Genomic DNA, 19,906 nt, shown 5'->3' with positions numbered 1-19,906 from the left:
ATTGATGCATAATTATAAATTAGAATGAATCGATATCCATCGTGTGCTGATAAGCATGTCTATGTGCAAAGTTCAAATCCTGCATTTGAACGCCTGTATTTTAAATAGAAGATCAACATGTTTTTTAATTAAACAATAGCTTAGGTGGAAGTTAATATTTCTATAACACAACAGTATTTAATTTTTATTTATAGTGTTTTAATATTTTTTTAATGAAGAGTTGGATGTTTTGAGTTCTATAGAGTAAAGACAAGTGCGATTTAAAGGAACAAAACGTCAAGTTAAAGGCAGCTTTAAATTATTCAATCAATGAATTATTTGAGAAAAATCAGCTGAGGATAGCAAATGCTTATTCCATTCATTTTTAATATAGTCGAATGTTTTCAACGAGCAGATCATTTGAATAAATTCGACGCCATACAAAAAACGATCACGATTTTAAACGACGTCTATAACTTAAATGTATAACCACAGATATACCCATACTCATCCACGATCAGGAGTTCAATGATGTCAAAACAGAAAGTAGCGATAATCACAGCAGGTGGAAGTGGATTAGGTGCCGCAGCTGCACAACGTTTAGCGAACGATGGCTATAATATCGCGATTCTTTCATCATCAGGCAAAGGTGAAAAGCTTGCAATGGCGTTGGGTGGGATTGGATTTACTGGGTCTAATCAGTCTGATGAGGACTTAAAACAATTTGTTGATCAGGTCATTTCGACCTGGGGACGTATCGATGTACTTGTAAACAGTGGTGGTCATGGACCAAGAGGGCAGATATTAGAACTCTCAAACGAAGATTGGCATGAGGGTATGGACATTTATCTGATGAATGTTATACGTGCTACGAGACTGGTTGTACCGATAATGGAGATGCAACAATCAGGTTCAATCATCAACTTTTCCTCTATAGCTGCATTAGAACCTTATCAAGGTTTTCCCGCATCAGCAGTGTTTAGGGCGGGACTTGCAGCATACACCAAGATTTTTTCAGATACTTATGCCTCCCATAATATTAGAATGAATAATATCTTGTGTGGCTGGATAGACAGCTTACCTACAGTCGCAGATAGACTCGAGAGCGTGCCAATGAAGCGTTATGGATATACTCAAGAAGTTGCATCCGTTGTGGCTTTTTTAGCATCATCGGATGCAGGCTATATCACTGGGCAAAATATCCGGGTGGATGGCGGACTAGCTAGACACATTTAATTTTTTTGGATTTGGCATGCGGTGGATGAAGGTTTTTAGAAAAAGTATCTTGACTCAGGATTTGATTTAAACGTAGTTTTTCAAAGAGTTTAAAACATCATCATTGTTTTTATATGGGGAGCATTCGTTACAAGCATCTTAGAGTGATGTGAGGAAATCATGTATTTACAGTTATTCTTTTCATGGTCATAAAAAACCTTAAATTGAATGGAGTCATATATCAGAAGTGGTCTAAAACGACAGTCATTGATCCATACGGATCTGTTCATTGATCGTGAACTTTCTATTTGTTAGCGAAATATTTGATTGCTTTAGTTTCACTGATTCCATGCAGTTTCATCAAATATCATGAATCAATATTTCGCTAGTGTTTTCTGGTTTTAAACAGCGATTCATCCACCGCAAATATGCTTCTAAACAAATAATCAGTGCTTGAATTAAACCTTTCTTGAAAAGATATTGATCACATTCTGTAAATGTTTCTGCATGGCTTTATACGCCGCAGCCCCATCTTGACTCTGGATCGCGGCCATGATTTCCTGATGTTCATGCTGAGATCTTAAAGGCATATCTTCAGGGGTGTATAGACTTCGCATACGACTGAACAGCTCGGTATATTGTTTTCCTAGCAAGTATTTGAGAAAAAAACAAAAAGCACTGTTCTGGCTCGCTTCAGCAATACGAATATGGAATAAACGATCACCAATATGCTCGCTAGAATGTTCTAGATTATCTCGAACATTCATAAAAAATGCTTCTTTAATCTCTTCTAATTGTTCATCAGTCCGATGCTTTGCTGCCAGTTCCGCGAGATAGGGTTCAATGTGCAGACGTGCTTCTAAAACTTCAAAGGGTGTAACTGCTGAATCTTCTTTTAAATGGGGAACCAATAAAGGATGAATATGGGTATTAAACCCTGTTTGTTCTAAACCCTGATCTTGTTGATCTTTAATGACGTAGACACCACTCCCCAGTTTTACTTCAACAATTCCATTCACTTCAAGTGCAATGATGGCTTCACGTACTGAGGTACGACTTACACCTAACTGCTGCGCAAGATCTCGTTCAGGCGGTAACTTGGAACCTACCTGATAAATTCCATTTTTTATATCCTCTTGAATTTTATTGAAGATATTTTGATAGAGACGAGTTTGAGTCATAAATTTCAACTTTTACAAAAATTGGTCTTGCCAAAATACTTTTGATGGATTAAATTGACTAGACCAATTAATTGGTCTAGTCAATTTGGCATTTACCATAGTATAAAGTAAAAAGCAGGGACGAAGGAATGAGATTGATAAATAAAACGTGTGTGATTACAGCGGCTGCTCAGGGAATTGGTAGAGCCACTGCATTAAGCTTTGCAAAGGAAGGTGCAAAGGTCATTGCAACGGATATTAATTTAGAACTGCTTGAAGAACTCAAGAGTCATTCCGACAATATTCAAGTGGAATATCTAGATATCACTAATCGTCATCAAATTATTGAATTTTCTAAAAAATATCAGCAAGTTGATGTGCTGTTTAATTGTGCAGGCTGGGTTCCAGCAGGTTCAATTCTAGAATGTGATGAAACACAGTGGCAACGTGCTTTTACGATGAATGTTGATTCGATGTACCACATGATTCAAGCTTTCTTGCCGACGATGCTGAAAAGAGCGAATGCCTCGATTATCAATATGTCGTCAGCAGCTTCCAGTATTAAAGGTGTGCCGAACCGTTTTTCTTACAGCGTGACGAAAGCTGCTGTTATTGGTATGACCAAATCGATTGCAGCAGATTTTATTGGTCAGGGAATTCGTTGCAATGCGATTTGTCCGGGAACTGTAGACTCTCCATCCTTACATGATCGTATTGAAACCCAAGCAAAGGAACAGAATAAAACCATCGATGAAGTTTATGCCCAGTTCGTTGCTCGTCAACCAATGGGAAGAGTTGGTAAAGCAGAAGAAATAGCAGCATTGGCCCTCTATCTTGCCAGTGATGAATCTTCATTTACTACTGGGACCATCAACATGATCGATGGTGGTTGGTCAAATTAAAGTTTGAAAAGATCTAGGAAAGAACAATGAAGTTATTAAGATATGGCATTAAAGGGCAGGAAAAACCAGGGATATTGGACCAACATGGACAAATTCGTGATTTGTCATCAGTGGTGCAGGACATCAATGGGCAAGTGATCGCAACAGAATTGGAAAAAATTCGTAATCTGGAGGTATCGAGTTTGCCGCTGGTTGCCGAGGGCGTACGTCTTGGTGCATGCGTGGGTAACATCGGTAAATTTATCTGTATCGGTTTGAATTATTCTGATCATGCCGCAGAAACAGGTGCTGAAGTGCCTGCCGAACCAGTAGTTTTCAATAAATGGACCAGTGCAGTGGTTGGACCAAATGATGACGTGGAAATTCCAAAAAATTCATTTAAGACAGACTGGGAAGTTGAATTGGGGGTGGTGATTGGCAAAGATGGGCGTTATATCACTAAAGAACAGGCAATGGATTATGTTGCAGGGTATTGTGTGATCAATGATGTTTCTGAACGCACATTCCAACTTGAAGGCACAGGGACTTGGGACAAAGGGAAAGGTTGCGACACTTTTGGTCCAACAGGTCCATGGCTCGTCACCAAGGATGAAATCGAAGATCCGCATCATTTAAACATTTGGTTGGAAGTGGATGGTCATCGTTATCAGGATGGCAATACCAATACCATGATTTTTGATATACCGACTATTGTGAGCTATTTAAGTCAGTTTATGAGTTTACAGGCCGGTGATGTGATTTCTACAGGCACGCCACCAGGAGTAGGACTTGGGCAAAAACCCCCTGTGTATTTAAAAGCAGGGCAAGTGATGCGATTAGGTATTGAGGGCTTGGGCGAGCAACAACAAAAAGTTGTGAATGCTGAATAAGCCAGCTTTATCTCGATAGATTTAATTTTTAAATAACTTAAAAAGGCATTCAAAGTCGATGTCTTAGGAAGACTTGTCTTTAAAAAAGCTCAGCATTTAAAAAGGAATAGGAATGTTAAAGATAACGGATTTAGAAGTATTGGATATTCGTTTCCCTACCTCGCAGCAATTGGATGGTTCAGATGCGATGAATCCAGATCCAGATTATTCAGCAGCATATGTCATCTTAAAAACGGATCATTCTGCGCTGACTGGACATGGTCTCACATTTACCATTGGTCGCGGTAATGAAATTTGCTGTGCAGCAATCGAAGCGATGCGCCATCTGGTGATTGGTTTGGATATTGATGAGATTAAGAAAAATCCTGCACTCATGTGGCGACATTTAACTTCAGATAGTCAACTGCGTTGGATTGGTCCAGACAAAGGCGCAATGCATCTCGCGACTGGTGCAGTGGTAAATGCAATTTGGGATTTGTGGGCAAAAAGTGAAGCTAAACCGGTATGGAAACTGGTTGCAGATATGACCCCTGAACAGTTAGTGAACTGTATTGATTTTCGTTATTTAACCGATTGTATTACGCCGGATGAAGCATTGGACTTATTAAAGTCGAATGAAATCAGTAAATCACAACGTGAGAAAACTTTACTTGCTGAAGGTTATCCTTGTTATACCACCTCAGCAGGATGGTTGGGATATAGCGATGAAAAGCTTGCGCGACTTTGCCAAGAGGCGGTGGATGAAGGCTTTAACTATATCAAATTAAAAGTGGGTCGCGATGTTGATGAAGATAAGCGTCGTGTCAAGATTGCGCGTGAAATCATTGGGCCTGATCGTCATTTGATGATTGATGCCAATCAGATTTGGGAACGTGAGCAAGCCATCGATTGGGTGAAACAACTGGCATTTTCAAACCCATGGTTTATTGAAGAGCCGACATCTCCTGATGATGTCGAAGCACATCGTGCAATCCGATTTGCGATTCAGCCGATTCAAGTGGCGACAGGTGAAATGTGCCAGAATCGAATCATGTTTAAACAATTCATTATGCGTGAAGCGATTGATATTGTTCAGATTGATGCTTGTCGCATGGGGGGAATCAATGAAGTGCTTGCAGTATTGCTGATGGCCGCAAAATACAAACTCAAAGTCTGTCCACATGCAGGTGGGGTCGGTTTGTGTGAATATGTGCAGCACCTTTCCATGATTGATTACTTATGGTTCTCAGCGTCTAAAGAAGATCGTGTTACTGAATATGTGGACCATTTGCATGAACACTTTATCGACCCTTGTGTGATTCAAAATGCAGCCTATATGCCTCCAAAGCTCGCAGGTTTTTCAATTGAAATGAAACAAGCATCGATTGAGAAATATAGATTTAAGGGTTGATTCGCTGATTTCTTTGATCAAAAAAGTTATTCGTGCTCAAGGGATGTCGCATGGCAAACACTGTGAGATCAGTCTGATAGACGATATTTAGACTCTAGTATGACAAGGCATGATTCACAAAGTAAATAGAGATGATTTGTGGTTTTATCGTGGATGAGTTTTTAGGGATGATTTTTAAAGTTCATCCAGTCTGGAAAGAATGAAAGCGTATAAAGCCACAAGGAGTATATAAGTGATTGATAGCCATATTCATTTTTGGAAATACAATCCAATTGAATTCCCTTGGATGACGGGTGATTTAAGTGTTATTGCCAAAGATATGTCCCCTGAAGATCTGTTGGCACAATTACCTGCCAAAATAGAGGGTTTAATTGCTGTTCAGGCACGACCGTCTTGGCAAGAAAATGAGTATTTGAATGGACTCGCAGAACAACATTCTATCATCAAAGGCATTGTGGCATGGTTTGATTTTGAAAAAGATGCACAGATGCAGTTGGAAAAATTCATACAAAATAAGCGGATAAAAGGCTTTCGCCACATGATACAAGATGAGCCTGATCCAACCGCCTATATGTTGAACAATCATCAATTTAATGTTGGTGTAGAAAAAATTCAGCAAGCTGAGTTGCTTTATGGCGTTTTAATTCATCAGAAAGATTTGCATGCAGCCGTAAAATTTTCCCAACGACATGATCAATATGCGCTTGTGATTGATCATTTAGCCAAACCTCAGATGTATTCCAGTGATGGTTTTACTGTGTGGAAAAAGAGGATGAAAGAGTTAGCAGCGTTAGCGCATGTGAACTGTAAAATTTCAGGTTTGGTAACAGAAGCGGGCGCACACTGCAAAGCACAGGATTTTCAAGCTTATCTTGATATTGCATTAGAGCTCTTTGGTCCTGAACGCTTACTTTGGGGTTCGGATTGGCCTGTCTCTCTGGCAACACAGCGGTATGAAACATTGTTGGTATTTTGGGATGAATGGACACGCAACTGGAGTGCCTCGGAACGTAAACAAGTCGAAACGGATACACCTAAACGCTTATATAAGCTATGAAATTTAAAAGATTTTTAAATATAGGAGAGCAGCAAGATGGATTTACACCTTAAAAATAAAGTCTTTATTGTTACAGGCGGTGGAGCTGGAATTGGAGGGGCAATTTCTCTACTGCTTGCACAAGAAGGGGCTACCGTTGCCATTTTTGGTCGTTCAGCACTGAGTGCCGCATTTGAAGCTTCTTTACAGGAAATACAAGCAAACTATTCCTTTCATCAACTGGACTTAACTGATGAAAAGGCCTGTCAAGAAAAGGTTCAGAATGTGATTGATTTATATGGACGGCTGGATGGATTGGTCAACAACGCCGGAATAAATGACAATGTTGGGCTTGAAGACAGTATCGAAGCGTTTAAACAGTCTTTAGATAAAAACCTGATTCATTACTTTACCATGGCCCACTTTTGCATACCGCATCTTAAACAGAGCAGAGGGAGCATCGTCAATATCGGCTCTAAAGTCGCAGTTACAGGGCAAGGGCATACCAGTGGTTATGCAGCAGCAAATGGTGGGCGACTGGCCTTAACACGAGAATGGGCTGCGCAATTTAAAGATGACGGGGTGAGGGTCAATGCGGTTTTACCTGCTGAGGTCATGACACCGCTTTATCAGCGTTGGGTGGATAGCTTTGACAATCCAAACCAAAAGTTAGCACAAATTACCCGAAATATTCCGTTTGGTCATCGTATGACGACGGTCAATGAAATTGCAGATACCACGGTATTTTTACTGTCTGATCGTTCTTCACATACGACGGGACAGCTTTTATTTGTCGATGGTGGATATACCCATTTAGATCGAGCTTTAGATCCAGACTAAGACCGAAATGCCACAAAATGGAGTGGAAGATGAAACGCTATTGTTTGGCTTTAGACCTCGTGGATGATGCTGAAAAGATTCAACAATATCAGCAGTATCATCAACAAGTATGGCCCGAAATTACCACCAATATCCGTAATCGGGGCGTATTGGATATGCAGATTTGGCAAGTCGAAAATCGTCTTTTTATGATCATGGATACCACAGACGATTATGACCCCAACTATGCAAAAAGTATTGCAGATTCAGAGCCCAAAAATCTTGAGTGGGAACGTTTGATGTCGCAATACCAACAAGTGTTAAGCAGTGCAAAACGTGGTGAAAAATGGATCGAAATGGAAAAAATATTTGATCTAAAACAATAACCTGAGTGAGATAAGGAATTCAGTCATGAAAGCAAAAATTACAGAACCCCAATTTAGGATGGGGTTGATATTGGTCACGACACTCTTTTTTATGTGGGGATTGTCGTATGGTTTGGTCGATGTTTTAAATAAACATTTTCAGGAAGCTTTACATATCTCTAAAGCACAATCAGGGTTGATTCAGGCTGCGTATTTTGGTGCCTATTTTGTGATTGCTTTACCAGCAGGGATATTTATCGAAAAAAAAGGCTATAAAGCGGGGATTATTCTCGGTCTTTCCCTTTATGCAATCGGGGCCCTCCTTTTTGTCCCTGCTGCAAATATGATGACATTTAGCTTTTTCTTATTTGCATTATTTGTGCTTGCTTTGGGACTAGGCTGTTTGGAAACAGCCGCCAACCCTTATTCATCAGCGTTGGGACATCCTTCAACTGCTGAACAACGGCTCAATTTATCTCAATCGTTTAATGGCCTGGGGCAATTCTTTGGTCCATTAATTGGCGGCTTATTTTTCTTTAACTCAGTAGAAGGTGACAGTGCTGCAAGTTTTGATGCCGTCACCTATACCTATGTCGGTATTGCTGCAATTGTCATTGTTTTGATTGTGTTTTTTGCTAAAGCCAAACTGCCAGATCTGCGTGAAAATGAGGCGAAACTAGATGCCGCAAATCTTCAAAATAACAGTGCGTCGATGTGGTCACACTCAGAATTTAAATTTGGTGTCATCACACTGTTTTTCTATGTCGCAGCGCAGGTGGGTGTAGGTGCATTTTTCATTAACTTAGTGGTTGAGACTTGGCCACAGAGTTCAAGCCAACAAGGTGCATATTTCTTATCGATCGCTATGCTTGCATTCCTCATCGGACGATTTGTCAGTACGGGTATCATGTCGAAAATTTCTGCGAATCATTTGTTGTTGATTTATGCCGTGATTAACAGTGCATTATGTTTGCTGATTTTAACTGGCGCTCAATATATTTCAGTGATTGCAGCAATTGGGATCTTCTTCTTTATGTCGATTATGTTCCCGACCATTTTTGCGATGGGTGTAAAAAATTTAGGGTCTAAAACAAAAATTGGTAGTTCATTTATGATCATGGCGATTGTCGGTGGGGCCATCATGCCATTTTTCATGGGGAAATTGGCTGATCACTACGGGACCCATATTGCCTACGTACTGCCATTGATCTGTTTCGTGATCGTGATTTTCTATGCGAAAAGCGATCAAAAAATCACCTTGGCACAGGTCGATTAATACCTACATTTTATCGCAGCGAGCGCGATGACCTATAAAAAACCGCCATTTAACCAAAGGGCGAAAATGAGATGATTAAGGACAATATCATGAAAATTCAAAATGGAAACAGTCGAAAGGTACAACTTGCAATTATTGCGCTATCCAGTGGCTTAACAATGAGTGCTGCAATCGCATCAGATGCTTTTCGTGGAGATAGTCCATGGATGCTGGGAGATTGGAATGGTAAAAGAAGCGAATTAATAGATCAGGGGTATGACTTTAATATCGGTTACACAGGGGAGTTTGCAGGTGTGGTTAATGCTGATCGGGATGGTAAAGGCAATGCTTATGCAGATCAGTGGGCTTTTGGCGCAAACTTTGACTTAAATAAAATACTCGGCTGGCGCGATACAGAAGCAAAAATTGTGATTACCCATCGTGGAGGGAAAGCACTGAACACAGAAGCAGATGTTATGGCTCCTCAATTTAACCAAACGCAAGAAGTATATGGGCGAGGACAAACTTGGCGATTAACTGATTTATGGATTAAAAAGAAATTTGTAGATCAGCGTTTAGATGTGAAACTGGGACGCTTTGGTATCGGTGAAGACTTTGCAGGGTTTGATTGTGAATTTCAAAACCTAGCCTTATGTGGTGGACAGGTGGCAAATTGGGCAGGAGATCAATGGTACAACGGACCAGTCAGCCAATGGGCAGGTCGTGTCAAATACAATATTCATCCTGAGTTGGCTGTTCAAATGGGAATATATGAACGCAATACGGTCAACGCCAATGCAACGACTGCCAGTGATGGTTTTAACTTAAGTACAGATGGTTCAGATGGTGCAGTGATTCCATTGGAAATCGTCTGGCAACCGAAAAAAACCAGTGCAGGTTTGAGTTTACCGGGAGAGTACCGACTGGGGTACTTCGCCAGCACCGTAGATACTCAGAATGTTCAAGTGGATTATTCCGTTCCAGGAATTTCTCAAAACTTCGATGCGGATCATCATAAATGGGCGGCTTGGTTTTCAGCAAAGCAACAACTGACTCGCCATCATGGTGATGAGTCTCGTGGATTGACTTTAATGGGGCAGGCTACTTTTTATGATGATAAAACCAGTGCCTATAGTGATGCACAGAATATTGCAGTGGTCTACAAAGGATTATTGGAGAGTCGCCCAACCGATGAAATTGGAATTGGATTGGCGAGGATTGCTGTAAATACAGATGCAATAAAGTTTAAAGGCAAAGTCAACAATGATAAGTTTGATGATGAATTGGATGCTGAAATCTATTATGGGCTAAAAGCCACTCGCTGGTTAACGGTACGCCCGAATATTCAATATGTCAAAAATATTGGCGCCAATAAGGCCTATGGCGATGCATGGGTTGGTGGCGTGAAATTTAATATGAATTTCTAAATCCAGAGTATTTAAAAAACTTTATTGTTTGACGAAAAAGAAAAGTTGCCTTGAATCATGGTGTTTTCGCACTGTGATTACAATAGGCAACTTTTTCTTTTTCTACACGGTATGAATTTTTATATTTGATTATATTGATCTTTTTTTTACTTTAACGTTAATCTGAGGGATAGTATACAAGCTGTATTATTGATTTTTCTTAATTTATTTCGATCAGATTGCTTAGCTTGGTCATTATTGGTGTAAATTATGATTTACTTGATTCCAGTACTTTCCTAAATGTATATCCTGTTATGACGGCTCAAACATTTTCTCAAGCAAATTCACGTTATCAGAGTATTTTTGAGACTTTGCAAAATGTGATCAGCAGCCATACGCTGTCCACAGGCGTTGTCTTACTGGAAGGACCTCTTTCCAATATTTTCAACACCAGCCGTGTTCCTGTGCGTAAAGCACTACAACTTTTATTTGATCAACAGTTAATTTCGCGTTTTGAAGGTCGTGGCTATTTGGTTAACCCAAAACAATTAAAAGATATTGAACCGATCAGACTGGAGATTACACGAGAGTTATTGGGATTGGCATCAGATGAAGAAATTATTGATACCCGTTTATTAAGCGACAAAGTCTACGATGAGCTTTATCAATGTATTTCCTATATCGTTTTACATGGACATTATCGACTCGATGAACAACGGATTGCTGAGCATTTTAATGTGGGACGAAATGTTGTTCGTGAAGCATTAAAAAGCTTACATTTACAGGGCTTAGTAGAAAAAGAAGCGTACGGCGATTGGCTTGCAGGTCCATTAACCGCACAAAGTGTAATCGAAAACTATGAACTGCGCTTAATTCTTGAACCATTGGCGTTAAAAGCCAATATTCATCATGTTTCTTATGATGATATTCAGCAGATGTTAAATCGTATTATCTATGCACAAACCCATAAGCAGGACGTGAATGCCTCATTGATTCAACAGATTGAGGCAGATTTGCATCAAACGTTATGCAATATCAAATGGCATAATCAGAAAATGGCAAATATTTTATACAATGCTCAAAGCTCTATTCTGATTAGTCGAGTAATTCATGAGGCAATTCATTTGAGTAATTATGAGTTAATGTTAGAAGAACATAGCGCCATTTTAGAAGCTTTGTTGTGTGGTTCGATTGATCAAGGCGTAGAGTATTTAGAAAAGCATCTCATCAATGCAAAAAAGCGTTCGATTGAATATTTAAAGGTCTTTTCAATTATTCCTGAACCGAATATTCCTCCTTACCTAGAAAGAATTTCCTAATCATTTGAATGGAATAATGGTCGTAACTTAGTGCTGCATCAGGTTTTTCCATTTTCTGACCAAGTAGTTGTGTTCATCCATGACTGAATTCCAAACCCCGATATGTCCCATTCTTTCCATGTATGATCCACCTTGGCGCGACATCCCTTTTTTAATTAAAGGTTGCTGATCAATTCCCATCAATGCTTCTGCAGCAGGTTTACCCATGTACCAAAAATCCCATTCAGCCGAGCTTAAATATTCTCGTGCTCGCAGTGGATTGGAAATATACATGCCTTGTCTTGCCATCATGGCACCTGCCCAACCATCAAGCCACCAGTTGAGATATGCATAAGCCTGTTCTTTCATTTGCCCCTGTAAATTTCGAGATAATGCCAATCCTCCAAACCAGGCACGGTAGCCTTCTACGGGTTTCGCAATTTTAAAGTCCCGTTTTGCTTTTAATAATTTGATCAGTGCTGGATACCATAAACTGCCGATATGAATGTTTTGATCAACAATTAAATTATAAGCATGCTCATCGTCTGCCCAAAAATCTTTAAAATGCTGTTGCTGTTTAAGTTCAAGTAAAATTGAAGTTAATTGATCAATTTCAGATAAAGATAAATTCCCAATATCTTTAAACTGTAATTGTCCCGAACCTTGTACTGCCATTGCCAAATCGAGTGCACCAATAGCGGCATCGTTTTGTACTGTGACACAACCATTCCAATTTGGCTCTAACAGCCATGCCCAACTTTCAGCTTGATCATGTAGGTTTTTAGGTAAAAATTTTGGGAAATAAATAAAACTGTCTACATTGTGAGTGAGGGGAAGCATGCTGATATATTCAGATTCCTGACGGCCGAGCGTACCATCTTTTTGTACATATAATCGTTGACTTGGAACGCCACCTTTCGCCAGTGGTTGATCGGGAAGTAAGGTTCCTTTTTTGGCTAAATCGTTGACTTCATCCCATCGGTGAATTTTTTTTATTTCAATCGGTTGAATGGATCTGACGGGCCAAACAAAATCAATATTATGAAACCACTGATCATAGAGGTCATATTGATCTGGATTTAATACAGCAATACGTTGTGCGGTTTGTGGGTCATGAATTTGATATTCAATATCAAAACCAAGGTCTATTTCTGCTTGTTGTCGTATCGCTTCAATTAAAGTGACTGAAGTGCCCAAGACTCTTAAAGTTGGTTTAGATGATGTTTTCAAAGTATGCATTATCCTGATTTCTTAGGTAACAATCGTTTATTACAGACGCTGACTTTAAACCAAAATCATGATTTAAACCCCTTCGAACTGATCATCATGATCAAGCTTAAGTAATTGTATATGCTGATTTTACTTTTTTGTAAATAACAGGCTTTTGCTGACTATAACTTAGCTTTAAGTTAAAACGTAGTGTATTGAAGTCACTACGTTTTAATTTGGAGGAATGCTGCTGAAGCCATCTTAAAAATTAAGATTAAACTTTAACCCAGCCACCCAAGCATCGCCCTGATTTTTATTTGCGCCAATACGGTCAATATATTGAAGGTTAGGGCGCACTTTAAGCCACGGTGTTGCGAGCAGACTGTAATACAGTTCAGCATTAATCTCATTATTCAACTGTGGATTTTGCCGACTGTCGACGGCAATTCTTGAAATACCGAGGCCGATTTCATCTTGTTTACGCTGATCAAATAATCCTTTGTAAATTACAGCGAGAGTTTCTGCATCATTAAAAATACTGGTTTTATTGTCATAAAGAGCAACCTGTCCCATCAATGTTAAACCGCGATTTACATCACCAGCATGGCTTGTTAACTGTTGCTTGGCTGAAATCCAAGCCCCATTTTTATGTTCCTTGCGATCATCTTGGATTTGAACATTTGTTACATCTGCTGTGCTGTAGTAATAACCTAAACGATATTCACCAGCCAAGTTTTGTATTAAATTTTCGGGTTTCCAGATCAGCTCTATTGGAAGCAGCGCACCCTTGGAACCATCAGTACTCAGGTTAAAACCTTTACTTCTTTTTAGATTTTCAGGATTGTACTCATAGACACCAACTTGCGCTGATAAATTTGGAGAGATATTCCATTTAACACGAGTTGCCCATTGGCTTACAGGGCCATTAAACCATTGATCTCCTGACCAATGTCCAATTTGACCTGCGCATAAGGCGAGATTTTGGAATTCACAATCAAAACTGGCAAAGTCTTCACCGATACCAAATCGTCCGATTTTTACATCTAACTTCTGGTCGAAGAATTTCTTTTTAACCCATAAGTCTGTTAAACGCCATGTTTGTCCTCGACCATAGACCTCTTGAACTTGGCTGATATGTGAAGACAACACCTGCGACTTATTTTCAACTTGCTGACCTGAGCGATAAGTAATATTGATCAACGCTTCAGTATCGTTCCAATCCAAAATTTTATTTAAATCAAAATTTCCCAAAAAGCTCCATTGATCTGCATAAGCCGAGTCTTTCTCACTGCTGATTTGGGTATCAAGTACAGTTGCACCTTGCCCCGTATAACTTATGCCAAAATCATAGCCTTTTTCAATTAAAGCTGTACGTTGACTTTGTCCATCGCCCAACATCCATAGGCTGTCACTTGCAAAAGCTTTTTTTGCATAAATTGATGATGTTGACGATAACCCTGAGATTGCAATCATGCATACTATTTTTCTCATTTTTTACTCCATATTTTTTGATGATTCATGTTCTTTTCTCTATAAAAAGACATAAAATTTAAAACCTCAGTATCCTTACTTTTGGCATAGTTCTAGTTCATGATGACTCCTTGATTATTGCTGTATTTATCTTTGCAAGATGTGATAATTCCTCATAAAAACTTAAAATTTGAGAGCGATGAAAGTATTTTTAGTTGTTAAATCAAGGCGTAAAAATCCTATTCGATGATTTTAAAAACATCGAAGTTTGAAGGTTCTCGTAATTAACTTAGTTCAACTTTCCCATAAAAATTTGAAATGATTTTTGTATCTGTTCAAGATCAACATGTCTCACGATCATGACAATACGTGAATAGTGATCTTCCCAAGGCCATTGGGCTAAATGCTCTGGCGGATATAAACAATGTTGTACGCCGTGAATCAAAACAGGTTGGTCAAATTCAGTTAAATTTAAAATCCCTTTTATCCGTAGAATATTTTCACCATATTGCTTGAGTAATAAATTTATCCATAGTCCGAATACCATCCAATCCAGTTTTGTTGTCCATTCCAGCACACAACTTTGAGTCATTGCATGTTCGTCTTGTTGAGTCTTTAGAAAAAATTGCGGTCGTGAAAGATGCTGTTGCTGCGTTAAATCTTGAGAAAAAATGTCATCAACGCAATCAATTTGATGGAACGAGAGAATATTTACTTCAGGGTGAACCTCTTGTATTTTCTCAGACAGAAGCTGTTGTGCTGAAAGATCAACCCGATCGGTCTTACTCAAAATGATCTGATGCGCAGCAACAACTTGAGTTAACCATTCAGGATGCAAGTCAGCTTGTAAATGACCTAACTCAGCATCCACAACCGTACTTAAGCCATGTACATAAAACTGATTTTTAAGATGTGTATCATGATGAATGGTATTCAAAATTGCTGCTGGATTAGCCAAACCTGTCGTTTCAATAATGACCCGCTTAAAATCAGGAATCTCTCCCTGTTTACGTTGTTGTAATAGTTTTAACAAGCTGTCTTTCAAATCGGTTAAAACACTGCAACACATACAACCATTGGCCAGTAAATAGGTATTCTCAGCGACTGTTTGTACCAACAGATGATCAATGCCAACTTCACCCAATTCATTAATCAATACGATCGTGCTGTCATTTTGTGTTTGTGTCAGTAGTTTTTTTATCAGTGTGGTTTTACCACTACCTAAAAAACCAGTCACGATATGCACGGGGATCGTCATATTTATAAAGCCTCTAAATGAGATAACAGCCGAGGATCAAGAACATCTATTTTTTGCCCTGTTAATTGCTGGATTTCGTTCCACAACTGATCAAGTCCATTGGCAATACTGTGTTTACCGGTTGGTGTCTGGATCAAATAGTTCACGCCCTGAAAGTCAGTGATAGAAAGGCGATAAGGTGCTGTGATGTAATTAAGCAATCTAATTTTACGTAAACGTTCTCGCCGTCTAGGCAGGTCAGTTCTTAGGCTGTCTGTCCAATCCTGTTGCTCACCCATTAATCCACATAATCCACACATTGCACCATTACTCCATTGATTAAGGCATGACATCGCCACTGTTTGGTCCGAGTGTTTGACCCACATATAAATTGCCGCCAGGATCCGACGCCAATAAAATTACAGTTGGAGCAATTTCTTCAGCTGTTCCAAAACGTCCCAAAGGCAACTGTTTGGCTTTTTCATCCTTCCAGCTTTGACTAATACCATCGACCAGTGGCGTTGCGATTGGACCCGGTGCAATTGCATTGACCAATACATTATCTTTAGCGACTTCCTGAGCTAAAGATTTGGTAAAACCGATTACACCGGCTTTGGCTGCGCAATAATGTGCCAGTTCAATACCACCTTTGATTCCAAGTTGAGAGGAAATATTAATAATACGTCCCCAATTTTGGTTGATCATATGAGGCAATGCCCGTTGACTGGTTAAAAACACACTGGTTAAGTCAATACGCAGCATGTCATCCCACATTTTCTTGCTGAGTTCTGCACATGGGGCTTGGGTTAAAATGCCTGCGTTATTGACTAAAACATCTATTCCACCATAGGTTTCAACACAACAATCTACCGTTTGATGCGCACCTTGTTCAGTGCCCAGATCTGCGACGATGGTGGTCACTTGCGTACCCAATTGGCGACAGAGCTGGGCAATTTGTTCCAGACCTTCAGCATTTAAATCACTTAAGAGTAAACGGCTATTTTGTTTAGCAAATGCTTCTGCAATCGCAGCACCAATACCACTGGCAGCTCCCGTCACGACAACCCGACATTCATTTAATAATTTCATGTTTTCTTCCTAAGAAAAGAGCAGCTTGACCTCATCTACAATTTTTAAAATCAAGCCTGTCCAATATATGCGTAGGGGATTGTTGATTAATCTGGCCAGCGGATGGTTAGACCACCATCGACAATAATGCGCTGTCCTGTAATGTAACTTGCATCATCACTGGTTAAGAAGCGAATCAGTTTGGCCACCTCATCTGCGCGTCCCACACGGCCTAATGGAATTTTTTGTCCTGCATGTTTTAAACCTTCAGGACCAAGGGAGTTTTGAGCATCCAAGGATTGTGGTGTTTCAATCAACCCAGGAATAACTGCATTACAACGAATTCCTCTAGGTGCAAGCTCAACAGCCAAAGATCTACACAAGCCGGGGATACCTGCTTTGGCCGCAGCATAATGGCTATGTGCTTGCCAACCATAAACACCTCCTGCGATAGAAGAAATGGCAACCATTGCACCTGAACTTTGCATGTACTGACTTGCTGCACGGAAGGTACGCATTACACCTGTTAAATCAACATTCAACATTTCATTCCATGCTTCATCTGTCATGTCTATAATTGTGCTTTGGCGTAACAAACCTGCATTGGCAATCACATAATCCAAGCGTCCAAAATGCGTTATCGTGCTTTGTACTGCGCTTTGCGTAGACTCCGTATCGGTAACATCTACGTTAACCATGACACATTGACCACCTGCCTCTTCGACCAGTTGTTTGGTGATGTTTGGGTCATGTGGATCTTGCTCAAAATAACCACCAACGACTTGAACATTTGTTTTTGCATACGCAACAGCCAAAGCTTGTCCAATTCCACTGGCAGCCCCGGTAATAAATGCTACTGGAGTATTGCTTAAAGTCATGATCATCTCCTTATTTCACATCTTCAGGTTTAACGTGACGCGCCATAAGCATCACCAAACCAGACAAGAAGCAAGGTAGGGCGCCAAACCAAATTGCGGCACTTGCCCATGCTCCACCACCAGTAAGAATACTGGTGATACCCGCACCTGCTAGAATTGCACCGATCGGTCCCATCGCATGTACAATCGCGCCACCTGTTGCACGTATGCGTGTTGGAAAGGATTCCCCCATAAAAAACAACATCGCAGAGTAAGGACCTGTCAAGAAAAATAAACCGACACTATAAAGGGCGACCACTGTGACAAGGTCATGAGAGGCAACGATCATGGCGTAGAATGCAACACCGCCACACATCCAACCCATGGCAACAGTATTGCGACGACCAATACGATCTCCTAGCCAACCGTGAACCAAATAGCCCACAAAACCGATCAGATTTGAGAGAATTAAAATGATTAATGAGTTCTGAAAAGACAAATTGTGAACATTCACCAACACAGATGTTCCCAATACGCTAAAGACTTGAATGGCAGACCAGTTCAGCAAGATCGCTAAACTGAGGACCAATGTTGGACGTAATGCCGTACCTTTAAAAGCAGCCATCACACCTATTTTCTGTTGTTCTGGATCGTCTAAATGGTACTGGCGGGCCAGTTGATCTGCTTGTTCATTTTCTCCAGACTGTTTAAGTTGATTAATTTTTTGCACGACTTGAAACTGGGGACTTTCTTTTAAATTTCTGGCTAAAAAAGCAATAATAAATGCAGGAATAGCGGCAAAGATGAAACAACCCTGCCAACCCACATAAGGAAGTAAAATTGCAGTCAATGCTGCTGCAAGTAATGCTCCCACAGGCCAACCACTTTGCACTAAAGAGTAGATAAAACCTTTACGTTTTTGAAACTGTTTATCTTTTGAAGTGGCATACATTTCAGTGAGGTAAGTTGCATTTACCCCTTCTTCTGCATAACCCAGTCCGGCAACCGACCGAATGGCAACCAGTGAGCTTTTTCCAACCCCTGCCATTGCAGTCATCGCTGTAGCGATGGCTGTACCCGTCATGGTGAAAATAATCCCTTTGCGTCGACCAATACGATCTACAATCGGTCCAATTGCGAACGCGACAATTGCCCCACCAATCGCAATCCAAGTCACCAGACTGGCTTGTTCTGCCTCATTCCAGTTGAAATGTCCACCCATAACAGGCAATAAGGTGCCAAATAAAATAAAGTCATAAACTGCAAATACCCATGCAAAAAAAGCAATCCAAGATGCATAAGTGATATCTTTTTGCTGAATTTGTTCAGGATGCCAGTTGATTGTTTTGTCTTGCGAAGCAGCCTGAATCACATCAATGCTGCCTTTAACATCTATGTTTTCGCTCATCATTCCTTTTCCTTCTATGGAATTTTAACCTTTGCGAGGACAGCGCTGCGCGAAGTCGTTCGCAATTTCATCCATGGTGACGAATTTCACCCCATCGTGGGATTTGAAGTGTTCAATCAGACGTTCCAACATCAATAAAACTTGTGGTCGACCAGATACGTCTGGATGCAGTGTGATTGGGAAAACGGCATAATCCATTTCTCGATAGACCCAATCGAATTGATCTTTCCACATTTGCTCGATATCACGAGGATTGACGAAACCATGACTGTTTGGAGATTTTTTAATAAACATCATTGGGGGTAAATCATCGAGATACCAATTGGCAGGAATCTCAATCAACGCTGTTTCTTCACCACGAATCAATGGTTTCATCCATGTTTCGGGTTGTTGGCTATAATCAATTTTGGTCCATGAATCTCCGACTCGGACGTAATACGGGGTAAAATCGTTATGCATCAAACTGTGGTCATATTTGATGCCTTTTTTTAACAAAAGCTCATTGGTGACATTACTGAACTCCCACCAGGGTGCGACATATCCTGTTGGACGTTTGCCCGATAATTCAGTAATGAGCGCAATGGCTTTATCCAGTACCGCTTCCTCCTGTTCAGGCGTCATGGCAATCGGATTTTCATGGCTATATCCATGCATACCAATTTCATGTCCAGCATCTACAACGGCTTTCATTTGTTCTGGGAATGTTTCTACAGAGTGCCCAGGAATAAACCAGGTGGTTTTTAAACCATACTTTTTAAATAGATTCAGTAAACGTATTGCCCCGACTTCACCAGCAAATAAGCCTCGTGAGATGTCATCAGGCGAGTCTTCACCGCCATAAGACCCTAGCCAACCCGCGACTGCATCAACGTCAATTCCAAATGAAACTAAGATTTCCTTTTTAGCCATGTCGTCATCCTCGATAAAAAAGGTTAAGTGTTTGATTGAATTAAAATGATTGCG

19 protein-coding genes are annotated in these 19,906 nt (G+C 40.2%); 10 read left to right on the top strand and 9 right to left on the bottom strand.

Annotation, left to right across the window (positions count from 1 at the left end; all coding sequences use genetic code 11):
* The first annotated feature begins 510 nt into the window (after nt 1-510).
* The gene (locus OSH00_RS03640; RefSeq protein WP_266129266.1) at nt 511-1,215 is read left to right on the top strand and encodes an SDR family oxidoreductase; all 705 of its coding nucleotides are present in this window, start codon (nt 511-513) and stop codon (nt 1,213-1,215) included.
* A 437-nt stretch (nt 1,216-1,652) separates the two neighbouring features.
* Here OSH00_RS03640 and OSH00_RS03635 read toward each other — a convergent pair whose 3' ends face one another.
* Complete coding sequence (locus tag OSH00_RS03635) at nt 1,653-2,375, bottom strand: FadR/GntR family transcriptional regulator (protein WP_266129265.1); 723 nt, start codon at nt 2,373-2,375, stop codon at nt 1,653-1,655.
* 128 nt (nt 2,376-2,503) lie between these two features.
* Between OSH00_RS03635 and OSH00_RS03630 the strand changes: the two genes are divergently transcribed.
* From OSH00_RS03630 to OSH00_RS03590, 9 genes are all read left to right on the top strand, one after another.
* Nucleotides 2,504-3,256 (top strand): SDR family oxidoreductase, encoded by a 753-nt coding sequence (locus OSH00_RS03630; protein WP_266129264.1) that lies wholly within the window; start codon nt 2,504-2,506, stop codon nt 3,254-3,256.
* Between the two features lie 26 nt (nt 3,257-3,282).
* Nucleotides 3,283-4,125, top strand: coding sequence for a fumarylacetoacetate hydrolase family protein (locus tag OSH00_RS03625; protein ID WP_266129263.1), 843 nt, complete (start codon nt 3,283-3,285; stop codon nt 4,123-4,125).
* A 112-nt stretch (nt 4,126-4,237) separates the two neighbouring features.
* On the top strand, nt 4,238-5,515 hold the full coding sequence (locus OSH00_RS03620) for an L-fuconate dehydratase (protein ID WP_266129262.1): 1,278 nt from the start codon (nt 4,238-4,240) through the stop codon (nt 5,513-5,515).
* Nucleotides 5,516-5,747: 232 nt separating this feature from the next.
* The gene (locus OSH00_RS03615) at nt 5,748-6,572 is read left to right on the top strand and encodes an amidohydrolase family protein (RefSeq protein WP_266129261.1); all 825 of its coding nucleotides are present in this window, start codon (nt 5,748-5,750) and stop codon (nt 6,570-6,572) included.
* A 36-nt stretch (nt 6,573-6,608) separates the two neighbouring features.
* Nucleotides 6,609-7,391, top strand: coding sequence for an SDR family oxidoreductase (locus OSH00_RS03610; protein ID WP_266129260.1), 783 nt, complete (start codon nt 6,609-6,611; stop codon nt 7,389-7,391).
* Nucleotides 7,392-7,420: 29 nt separating this feature from the next.
* On the top strand, nt 7,421-7,756 hold the full coding sequence (locus OSH00_RS03605; protein ID WP_266129259.1) for an L-rhamnose mutarotase: 336 nt from the start codon (nt 7,421-7,423) through the stop codon (nt 7,754-7,756).
* A 25-nt stretch (nt 7,757-7,781) separates the two neighbouring features.
* Entirely contained in the window at nt 7,782-9,011 is a 1,230-nt protein-coding gene (gene fucP / locus OSH00_RS03600) for an L-fucose:H+ symporter permease (RefSeq protein WP_266129258.1), read from the top strand.
* An 89-nt stretch (nt 9,012-9,100) separates the two neighbouring features.
* Entirely contained in the window at nt 9,101-10,417 is a 1,317-nt protein-coding gene (locus OSH00_RS03595) for a carbohydrate porin (RefSeq protein WP_266129257.1), read from the top strand.
* Nucleotides 10,418-10,710: 293 nt separating this feature from the next.
* Nucleotides 10,711-11,715, top strand: a complete 1,005-nt coding sequence (locus OSH00_RS03590; RefSeq protein WP_266129256.1) for a GntR family transcriptional regulator — start codon at nt 10,711-10,713, stop codon at nt 11,713-11,715.
* A 27-nt stretch (nt 11,716-11,742) separates the two neighbouring features.
* Here the strand turns inward: OSH00_RS03590 and OSH00_RS03585 are convergent, their stop codons facing one another.
* The 8 genes from OSH00_RS03585 to OSH00_RS03550 all read right to left on the bottom strand — a co-directional run bounded on the left by OSH00_RS03585 (nt 11,743) and on the right by OSH00_RS03550 (nt 19,852).
* Nucleotides 11,743-12,933: an ABC transporter substrate-binding protein gene (locus OSH00_RS03585; RefSeq protein WP_266129255.1), complete on the bottom strand. Its 1,191-nt coding sequence runs from the start codon at nt 12,931-12,933 to the stop codon at nt 11,743-11,745.
* Nucleotides 12,934-13,164: 231 nt separating this feature from the next.
* Nucleotides 13,165-14,394 carry a carbohydrate porin gene (locus tag OSH00_RS03580; RefSeq protein ID WP_266129254.1) on the bottom strand — a complete coding sequence of 410 codons (1,230 nt, stop codon included), beginning with the start codon at nt 14,392-14,394 and terminating at the stop codon, nt 13,165-13,167.
* A 268-nt stretch (nt 14,395-14,662) separates the two neighbouring features.
* On the bottom strand, nt 14,663-15,631 hold the full coding sequence (locus OSH00_RS03575) for a CobW family GTP-binding protein (RefSeq protein WP_266129253.1): 969 nt from the start codon (nt 15,629-15,631) through the stop codon (nt 14,663-14,665).
* A gap of 2 nt (nt 15,632-15,633) precedes the next feature.
* Nucleotides 15,634-15,963: a hypothetical protein gene (locus OSH00_RS03570; protein ID WP_266129252.1), complete on the bottom strand. Its 330-nt coding sequence runs from the start codon at nt 15,961-15,963 to the stop codon at nt 15,634-15,636.
* On the bottom strand, nt 15,950-16,699 hold the full coding sequence (locus OSH00_RS03565) for an SDR family NAD(P)-dependent oxidoreductase (RefSeq protein WP_266129251.1): 750 nt from the start codon (nt 16,697-16,699) through the stop codon (nt 15,950-15,952). The genes OSH00_RS03570 and OSH00_RS03565 overlap by 14 nt, the downstream gene beginning before the upstream one ends.
* A gap of 86 nt (nt 16,700-16,785) precedes the next feature.
* Nucleotides 16,786-17,556 carry an SDR family NAD(P)-dependent oxidoreductase gene (locus tag OSH00_RS03560; RefSeq protein ID WP_266129250.1) on the bottom strand — a complete coding sequence of 257 codons (771 nt, stop codon included), beginning with the start codon at nt 17,554-17,556 and terminating at the stop codon, nt 16,786-16,788.
* Nucleotides 17,557-17,566: 10 nt separating this feature from the next.
* Nucleotides 17,567-18,946 carry an MFS transporter gene (locus OSH00_RS03555; RefSeq protein ID WP_266129249.1) on the bottom strand — a complete coding sequence of 460 codons (1,380 nt, stop codon included), beginning with the start codon at nt 18,944-18,946 and terminating at the stop codon, nt 17,567-17,569.
* Between the two features lie 21 nt (nt 18,947-18,967).
* Nucleotides 18,968-19,852 (bottom strand): polysaccharide deacetylase family protein, encoded by an 885-nt coding sequence (locus OSH00_RS03550; protein WP_266129248.1) that lies wholly within the window; start codon nt 19,850-19,852, stop codon nt 18,968-18,970.
* Between the last annotated feature and the right edge of the window lie 54 nt (nt 19,853-19,906).

Source organism: Acinetobacter nematophilus (assembly GCF_026344175.1).
GTDB lineage: Bacteria > Pseudomonadota > Gammaproteobacteria > Pseudomonadales > Moraxellaceae > Acinetobacter > Acinetobacter nematophilus.
The sequence above is the reverse complement of the archived record's forward strand: the minus strand, read 5'-3'. Positions and strand labels throughout refer to the sequence as shown.